Raw genomic sequence first — 9,176 nt, 5'->3', positions numbered from 1 at the left:
ATTTTAGTCTCAATTGATGGTGTGTCAATTGACGGCACCGGATCAATAATCACTTGGTCCATCACACTCTCAGATTTTTCCTCTGTACTTATCGGTGTGGCAAGATATGCCAAGGTCAAACTGGTGATAAAAAAACCAACAGCAATGCTGACAGTTAATTTATACATAAATGAATCTGCGCCGCGTGCACCAAACACGGAACCTGAAGCGCCAGCACCAAAAGCAGCACCTGCATCGGCACCCTTACCATGCTGCATTAAGATAAGTGCGATTAGACCAAACGCCAACAACATATGAATAATTAAAACAACTTGAAATGACATAATAATTAACCCACCTTACAAATACGCAAAAAATCATCAGACTTTAATGATGCCCCGCCAATCAAACCACCGTCAATATCTTCACAGGCAATTAACTCGTCTGCATTACCAGAATTCATACTACCACCATAAAGAATAGGTGTTGATTGCGCTATATCCGCATCACTTTGTGCCAAAATCTCACGAATATAGGCATGTGTGTCTTGCGCCTGTTGTGGTGTTGCAGTAACGCCTGTGCCAATCGCCCAAACTGGCTCGTAAGCAATAATAATATTTTTGAAAACCTCAATACCAACACGCTTAATCACGGCATTAATTTGTCTTGCCACCACGGTTTCTGTATCGCCAGCTTCCCTTTCTTCTAATAATTCACCAATACAAAATAGTGGTGTCAGCCCATTGTCCAGTGCAACTTGTACTTTTTCAGCAACCATCTCATCACTCTCGCCGTATAGGCTTCTACGCTCTGAATGTCCAACAATAACATACTCAGAGCCAAAATCTTTAAGCATATCTGCACTCACTTCACCTGTAAAAGCACCTGAGGCATTAACATTGAGATCTTGTGCACCTATCTTTAGTTGTGAGTGCGCTACTAAAGCCTCAACCTGACACAAATAAGGATAAGGCACACAGACAATAACTTCTGATTTAACATCTGGCATACCTTCAAGAACACCCAACACCAATGTGTTAACTGTCTCTTTTGAGGCGTTCATTTTCCAGTTACCTACTACGATTGTTTGACGCATAATACTTATCTAATATAGAAATTGAGCAATGTTACTCTAATTAGACACAAAAATCAATCAGTGCTTAGATTTTGAACCAAAATAAAGCGCCAAGGAAACCATTAAAATACCAAGTGAAAAATACACTAAATCTAGCGCACCTGTAAAAGTCATTGACAAAGAAACCTCAAAAAAAGTAACCACTAAAATCATTAAAATGACTTTGGAAAGCTTCGCTTTCAAATCATCAAGCGAATTAATCTCCAATACTTTCGAGCAGTCACTGTTTTTAGCCTCATCAATATCACTAATAAACAGCTCATACAAACCTAACGCAAATATTAACAAAATAGTTGCCAACAAAAATCCATCAATAGAACCCACCGTGTGTGCAACCATTTCAATTTTTAATATTTTTCTAGCCTCAGCCGTTGCGCCTAAATACTCACCTGCATGCATAAACAATGAACCAACATCAATAGCAGTAATCACAAACAACACCAGCGATAACAACAATGAGGAAAGCACTGCTGCAAGCACCATAAAACGCGAATTCCACAAAAACTTTTCAAAATATTTTTCAACCAATTTCATTTATCAACCCTTAATTCAAAAGACAAAAGTTTAGTATATCATTAATTTGTTTTAATAAAACAAAAACACGGCTAAAATAATCTTTTAATTGCGCTCACTCAAAAGCCTTATGTCAAAAACTTGGAAAAAATGTTTAGAAACCTTAAAAGATACTGTGCCAGTCGGGCAATTCAGTGTCTGGATTAAACCATTAAAAACACAAGAAAAAAACGGCACTTTAACAATATTGGCGCCTAACGATTCAGCGGTAATGTATCTTAAAAAAAACCTAAAACAAAAAATTAAAACTGCTATTGCGCAGCACGATAAAAGTCTGAAGATTTTGATTGGAGTTGTGGCTCAGCCACAGGCAAAAAAGCAACATACAACACCCCTTCTAGATGACTATACTTTTGAAAATTTGGTTTTAGGTAATGCCAATCAAATAGCCTACGGCGCCATTCAACAAATCGCGGAAAACCTTAAAAATTCTCCTTACAACCCTTGTATTGTTTATGGTAGCTCAGGGTTAGGAAAAACACATTTAATGCAAGCTGCAGGACATCTAGTAAAAGAAAAAAAACCTAAAGCCAAAATTATTTATATGCCGTTGATGGATTTTGTTAGAAACATTACCACCAGTCTTCGCCACAATACCATTGAAGATATTAAGTCTTATTACCAATCTGCTGACTTATTGTTGGTAGATGATATTCACTTAATTGCTGGTAAGGAAAAATCTCAAGAAGAATTTTTTCATATTTTTAATTTTTTATTTAATACAAAAAAACAAATTATATTCACTTGTGACCAGCCACCAAAAAATATTAAGTCTTTAGAGGAGCGCTTAAAAACAAGGTTTTCCCAAGGTTTAAACCTACTTTTAAAACCACCGGAATTAGAAATGCGTGCTGCTATTTTACTCAAAAAGGCACATAACGAAAAAATCAATATTGAACTTACCGAAGATATGGCGCTTTATATTGCAGGTAATATAGATTCAAATGTACGAGATTTAGAAGGTGCATTATTAAAACTTAAAGCATTCATTGATTTTTCTAAACTACCCAATCTTATCATTACCAAAGAGATTATCGATACCGCGCTAGGGGATTTAATTAAACCACAAGCTGTGGATGTTGATATTAACGATATACAAAAAGAGGTTGCCAAACACTACGGCATTACTATATCAGATCTAAGCTCAAAAAGTCGAAAACAACATACTGTTTTAGCGCGACAAGTGGCAATTTTTATAGCACACGAGCTTACAAATTTATCATTAGCAAACATTGGAAAACATTTTGGAAATCGAGACCATTCCACAGTTTTACATGCTATTAAAAAAATTAAATTAAAGGCTGAAGAGACTGAAACAAAAAGTAATTATGAAGTAATTAAATTAAAATTAGCCAACTTATAAACATTATCCACAATAACTTTTCCAACTAACTGTTGATAATTTTAACAACTTAATAAAATATTACATATTGTAAACATAACTCTGAGTTTTTACATAAAATAACTACTAAATTATCAACAACTTAATTTATTGTTTTTAAAAGAAATTACCATGTTTTCAACAAAGAAATACACCTCTAATAATAATACTACTATTTAATTAAGAAAATTACTTATGAATATACAACTTACAGTAGACGAATTACTGGAACCTTTACAAACAGTCATTGGTGTTGTTGAAAATAAACCAACATTACCTATTCTCTCACATGTGCTAATTCAATTAAAAAATGGCGAACTAACTTTAACCACCACTGATATGGAAATTGAGCTCCACGCATCAAAAAAAATTCAGTCCCAAGAAGAAGTTAGTTTTACAATTTACGCAAAAGATTTGATTGATATTATTCGTAAATTAAAAGAAGACACAGTTATTGAATTTATTATTGAAAAATCTAAAATTTACATGAAAACCAATAATAATTCATTTGAACTTAATACTTTCAATACACAAGATTTTCCAGAATCACCAAAAATCATTGATAGTGAAACAGTTAATATCAATCGTACTGTTTTAAAAGATCTTATTAAAAAGACATCCTTCTCAATGGGTAACCAAGATATTCGTGCTTATCTAAATGGTTTATATTTTGAAGTAAATAAAGACAATATTATCGTAGTGGCAACAGATGGCCATCGTCTATCAATTGGTGAAATTAAACAAAATAACAATCTAACCAGTAAAAAAACCGTTATCCTACCAAGAAAAGCAGTATCAGAACTAAACAAAATTTTAGAACATGATGGCGATGAAAATATTGATATACATCTTTCAGAAAATTACTTCCATTTAAAAACTGATGGTGCAACTGTGGTGAGTCGTTTAATTGATGGTAATTTTCCTAATTATGCACAAGTAATCCCAACCAACTATGAAAATACAGCGATTATTAATCGTCAAGAATTTTTAGATAATCTACAACAAACTTCAATTTTTGTTGAGGAACGAACCAAAGGAGTTAAATTAGCATTTAAAGACAATCAAATTAATATATTTTCTCATTCAGAACGAGGTCAAGCTAAAGCCAAAGTTGATGTTAAAAATTTCAACAAAGAAACAGATATTGCTTTTAATATTAATTATTTAATGAGTGTTCTAGAAATTCTAACCACTGACGAAATTAATATGGTTTTACCTAGTGAAAACTCTCAATCTTGCCTATTAAGCAGTATTGATGATGAAAGTTATCAATATGTTGTTATGCCAATGAAAATCTAATTTATTGATTTAAGTCTTTATTGTGGCTATTATCAATAAATTATCTATCCATCAATTTCGTAATCTAACTGCTCAATATATTACACCTTGTGAAAATATTAATTTGTTTATCGGGGGTAATGCGCAAGGAAAAACCAATCTAATAGAAGCAATCTATTATTTAGGTCACAATCGTTCTTTTAAAACAAAAACCATTAAAGAGGTTATTAATTTTGATACTGATAAGTTTCAATTGGATGCAGAAATTGATGACAATAGAATAAAACTTGAAAAATCAAAAATCAAAAATACCATTAGTATTAATCAACAAAGGATTACCAACACTTCACAATTAAGTCAAATATTACCCATTCAAATTATCACTCCAGATAAAGGATTTATTGTAAATGGTACGCCTAAAAACAAGCGCTCTTATTTAGATTGGGGAGTGTTTCACGTGAAACCAGAAATCTCTAAAGTCTTTAAAAACTATCATAAGATACTAAAAAATATTAATACTTTATTGGCTAACAATCAAATCAATGAGTTGGATTTCTGGTTTTTAGAACTGGCAAAAACTGCTGCTGTTATCAGTAAGAATCGTTTGGATTATTTACAACAACTTAAACAAATTTCATTATCTAACCAAACTAAAGAACTAGAGTCGTTAATGGATTCATTAGGTGAATTTAATTACCAGTTTTCTTCTGGTTGGCTAAAAGAAGTTAATGAAACTGATGAACAAAGTATTTATCAATATTTAAATAAAAATAAATCTTTTTTATTGCGTGTTAAGCATTTAAATTATGGCCCCCATAAGGCTAATATTGATTTTTCTTTTAATGATAAAAGTGAATGCTTTCTTTCAAGGGGCGAACAAAAAACTTTGTCTATTATTTTTTGGCTAACCCAAGTTGTTTTATTATCCAACCTTAAGATAAAACCTATCGTCCTAATTGATGATTTATCATCTGAATTAGATGAAGAAAAAATTAACAGTATTTTGCATTATTTAAAATCCTTAAAAATGCAAACTTTTATAACCGATATTAGTCATAATTTATCTACAATTAATCAAATCAATCCTATGATATTTCAAATTAAAAATGGTGAGATTAAACAAAGCGACTGATTTTAGTATATTCCTTTTAAATCAACACATTCAAACCACACAATGGTTTAAATAAAAACACAGCCAAAAACCTTATTTTTAGGTTTCTCATGGTATAATTAATTATTTTTTTCGAGCGTCTATGTCTGAAGAACAAACACAAGAATATCAAGCCTCTAATATTAGAGTTTTAAAAGGTCTTGATGCGGTTAGAAAGCGTCCAGGAATGTACATTGGTGATACTGATGATGGGACAGGTTTGCACCATATGGTATTTGAGGTAGTTGATAATGCTATTGATGAGGCCTTAGCTGGGCATTGTTCAAAAATTAATATTATTATTCATGAAGACCAATCGGTATCAGTCTCTGATAATGGTCGTGGTATTCCAACTGATATTCACCCTGAAGAAGGTATAAGTGCAGCTGAGGTTATTATGACAATATTGCATGCAGGCGGTAAGTTTGATGATAATTCATATAAGGTATCTGGTGGTTTACATGGTGTGGGTGTTTCTGTTGTAAACGCCCTATCTGAAACTGTACACTTAACCGTATATCGCGCAGGTGAAATTCACGAACAACATTATACTTTAGGTGTGCCAAATGCGCCAATGGCAGTCACAGGCAAAACAGACGCTACTGGGTCAACTATTCACTTTAAACCAAGTCCTGAAGTTTTTGCGATTACTGAATTTAAGTACGATATTTTAGCCAATCGTGTGCGCGAGTTATCGTTTTTAAATTCAGGTGTTCATATTGAAATTGAAGAGATTGCAACAGGTCGTAAAGATATATTTAAATATGAAGGCGGTATTACTGCTTTCGTTGCACATCTTAACAAAGCTAAAAATCCAATTCATAATGATATTATCACCATCTCAGCTGAACGCGACAATATTGAAATTGATGTTGCCTTGCAGTGGAGTGATGCTTATCAAGAAAGTATTTACTGTTTTACCAATAATATTCCTCAGCGTGATGGCGGTGCTCACTTAGCAGGTTTTAGGGGTGCACTGACACGAACACTGAATAATTATATTGATAATTCAGGCATAGCAAAAAAAGAAAAAGCCGCAATTACTGGTGAAGATACACGAGAAGGTTTAACTGCCATTGTTTCAGTGAAAGTACCAGACCCTAAATTCTCATCGCAAACCAAAGATAAATTAGTATCAAGTGAAGTGCGTACCCCTGTTGAATCAGCACTTAACGAAAAATTGGGTGAATATTTTTTAGAAAATCCAAGTGAAGCAAAAATCATTGTTGGTAAGATTTTAGAGGCTTCGCGTGCTCGTGATGCAGCGCGAAAAGCTAGAGAGATGACTCGTCGTAAGGGTGCACTTGATATCGCCGGTTTACCGGGAAAATTGAGCGATTGTCAAACCAAAGACCCAGCTGAGAGTGAAATTTTTTTAGTGGAAGGTGATTCAGCGGGTGGTTCTGCCAAACAAGGTCGCGACCGTCGCACTCAGGCGATTTTACCGCTCAAGGGTAAAATCCTCAATGTTGAAAAAGCGCGTTTTGAAAAAATGTTAGGCTCTGCTGAAGTTGGTACTTTAATTACCGCACTTGGTTGCGGTATCGGTAAAGAAGAATATGATATTGGAAAATTACGCTATCACAAGATCGTGATTATGACAGATGCTGATGTTGATGGTGCGCATATTCGAACTTTGCTGTTAACTTTCTTTTATCGTTATTTACCTGAATTGATTGAAAATGGCTATTTGTATATTGCACAACCACCTTTATACAAAATAAAAAAAGGCAAACAAGAACAATATTTAAAAGATGACCAAGAGCTCAATAGTTATTTATTACAAGAAGCGGTGAATGATGCAAACTTATTTACTAATGCACAAGCACCAGCAATTTCGGGTATTGCCTTAGAAACTACAGTAAAAGATTACTATGAAATAGACAGTATTATTGAGCGTCTATCAAAGAAAATTAATACTGCACTATTGCGAGCCATTGCCAAGACAAGTCCATTAAAAGATTTAAAAGATACGAAGAAAGTAAGTGCTTGGATTGAGCAATTAGAGCAAATTTTATCGCAAGACTTATCTCCAGCACAAAAACACACGGTTGTTTTTAATTCAGCCACTAATGAAATTGAACATACCTTATCAGCGTATGGCGTAGATACGGATGTTGATAATCTTGGTGAATCATTCTTTGCTTCAACAGATTACACAAGTATTAAAAAGTTTGCACAAGAGATTGAAAGTATAATTACCGACGAATCTTTCGTTGAGAAAAAAGAAAAAACCATTAAGGTAAAAAACTTCACAGAAGTGATTACTTTTTTAATGAATGATGCTAAGAAAGGTCAAAGTTTTCAGCGTTATAAGGGTTTAGGTGAGATGAATCCAGAGCAGTTATGGGAAACCACAATGAACCCAGAAAATAGAATTTTATTAAAGGTTAAGATTGAAGATGCTATTGTAGCAGATGAAGTGTTCTCTACTTTAATGGGTGACGAGGTAGAGCCACGCAGAAACTTCATTGAAGACAATGCACTTTCTGTTGATAATTTAGATTTTTAAACGGAGAAATATATGTCAAAAAAAAATCCTGTAGTAGTAGTAACCGGCTCATCAGGTGCTGGTACAACTTTTGTAAAGCGTGCATTTGAGCACATTTTTAACAAAGAAGGTATTACGCCATTAATCGTTGAAGGCGACAGTTACCATAAGTATGACCGCGTTGCAATGAAAAAAGCAGTAGCAGTAGCAGAAGCAGAAGGTAATAAGAACTTATCGCACTTCGGTCCAGATGCAAATGAGTTTGATAAGATTGAGAAAACCTTTAAAGACTATGGCGCAACAGGTCAATGTGATCGTCGCTATTATATTCACTCTGATGAAGAGGCTGTTGAGCATAATGCAAGACTAAATTCAAATCTTAATCCTGGTGAATTCACTCCTTGGGAAAAAGTTGGTGCTGGTACAGATTTATTATTCTATGAAGGTCTACATGGTGCAGTTGTTGCTGATGGCATTGATATGGCACAATACGGAGACCTAAAAATTGGTGTTGTCCCAAGCGTTAATCTTGAATGGATTCAAAAGATTAGCCGTGATAATGCTGAGCGTGGCTATTCAGCAGAAGACACTGTTGATACAATTTTGCGTAGAATGCCTGATTATATCAATTACATCACACCGCAATTTTCTCAAACAGATATCAACTTTCAACGCATTGCCACTGTAGATACTTCTAATCCTTTTATTACCCGTGATATTCCTACGCCAGACGAGTCTCTTGTGGTGATTCGTTTTAAAGATTTAAACAAAACACCGGTTGATTTTCCTACTGTTAAAAGTATGATTGAAGGTTCATTTATGTCTAGACGCAATACGATTGTAGTGCCAGGTAATAAGATGGGTTTAGCGATGGAAATTATTTTATACCCAATTATTCATGATTTGATTGGTAATAAGTAATTAAATCTATAATGGTTAAATGTCCAGTTTCACCACGTTGTTCCAGTTTGAGCATTTGAACTAATGATTCCCAAACCACGCACAATCGTCATTTTAAGGGTTTGAATTTTTGCCTTCAAAAAGCTAAAAAACTAAAAATTCAAACCCTTAAACTCCCCCTAAATTAGGGTGGTAGTTGCCGTAACATATCAACTTTTTTTACACTATAAAAACGGAGAAGACATGCAGCAGAACTACCACGTGAATGCGAATACTAATTCACATTCAA

The 9,176-nt window shown here is 33.9% G+C and carries 8 protein-coding genes; 5 read left to right on the top strand and 3 right to left on the bottom strand.

Annotated features, from left to right (window positions below):
* From secG to BAZSYMA_RS07555, 3 genes are all read right to left on the bottom strand, one after another.
* Positions 1-323 (bottom strand): preprotein translocase subunit SecG (secG, locus tag BAZSYMA_RS07565; RefSeq protein WP_090717419.1); only part of this gene is annotated, 323 nt, incomplete at its 3' end.
* Between the two features lie 5 nt (positions 324-328).
* The gene (tpiA, locus tag BAZSYMA_RS07560) at positions 329-1,075 is read right to left on the bottom strand and encodes a triose-phosphate isomerase (protein ID WP_090717416.1); all 747 of its coding nucleotides are present in this window, start codon (positions 1,073-1,075) and stop codon (positions 329-331) included.
* Between the two features lie 57 nt (positions 1,076-1,132).
* Entirely contained in the window at positions 1,133-1,648 is a 516-nt protein-coding gene (locus tag BAZSYMA_RS07555) for a YqhA family protein (RefSeq protein WP_180323706.1), read from the bottom strand.
* Positions 1,649-1,757: 109 nt separating this feature from the next.
* Between BAZSYMA_RS07555 and dnaA the strand changes: the two genes are divergently transcribed.
* The 5 genes from dnaA to BAZSYMA_RS07530 all read left to right on the top strand — a co-directional run bounded on the left by dnaA (position 1,758) and on the right by BAZSYMA_RS07530 (position 8,908).
* Positions 1,758-3,050 carry a chromosomal replication initiator protein DnaA gene (gene dnaA / locus BAZSYMA_RS07550; RefSeq protein ID WP_090717412.1) on the top strand — a complete coding sequence of 431 codons (1,293 nt, stop codon included), beginning with the start codon at positions 1,758-1,760 and terminating at the stop codon, positions 3,048-3,050.
* A 213-nt stretch (positions 3,051-3,263) separates the two neighbouring features.
* A complete protein-coding gene (dnaN, locus tag BAZSYMA_RS07545) occupies positions 3,264-4,367 on the top strand; it encodes a DNA polymerase III subunit beta (protein ID WP_090717407.1) in 1,104 nt (367 codons plus the stop codon).
* Positions 4,368-4,389: 22 nt separating this feature from the next.
* Positions 4,390-5,478, top strand: a complete 1,089-nt coding sequence (gene recF / locus BAZSYMA_RS07540) for a DNA replication/repair protein RecF (RefSeq protein WP_090717402.1) — start codon at positions 4,390-4,392, stop codon at positions 5,476-5,478.
* A 121-nt stretch (positions 5,479-5,599) separates the two neighbouring features.
* On the top strand, positions 5,600-8,008 hold the full coding sequence (gyrB, locus tag BAZSYMA_RS07535; protein ID WP_090717399.1) for a DNA topoisomerase (ATP-hydrolyzing) subunit B: 2,409 nt from the start codon (positions 5,600-5,602) through the stop codon (positions 8,006-8,008).
* A gap of 12 nt (positions 8,009-8,020) precedes the next feature.
* Positions 8,021-8,908: a phosphoribulokinase gene (locus BAZSYMA_RS07530; protein WP_090717395.1), complete on the top strand. Its 888-nt coding sequence runs from the start codon at positions 8,021-8,023 to the stop codon at positions 8,906-8,908.
* Positions 8,909-9,176 lie beyond the last annotated feature (268 nt).

Source organism: Bathymodiolus azoricus thioautotrophic gill symbiont (assembly GCF_001298715.1).
Taxonomy (GTDB): Bacteria; Pseudomonadota; Gammaproteobacteria; order PS1; family Pseudothioglobaceae; genus Thiodubiliella.
Note: the sequence above shows the minus strand (reverse complement) of the source record. Positions and strands in the feature narration are given on the sequence as shown.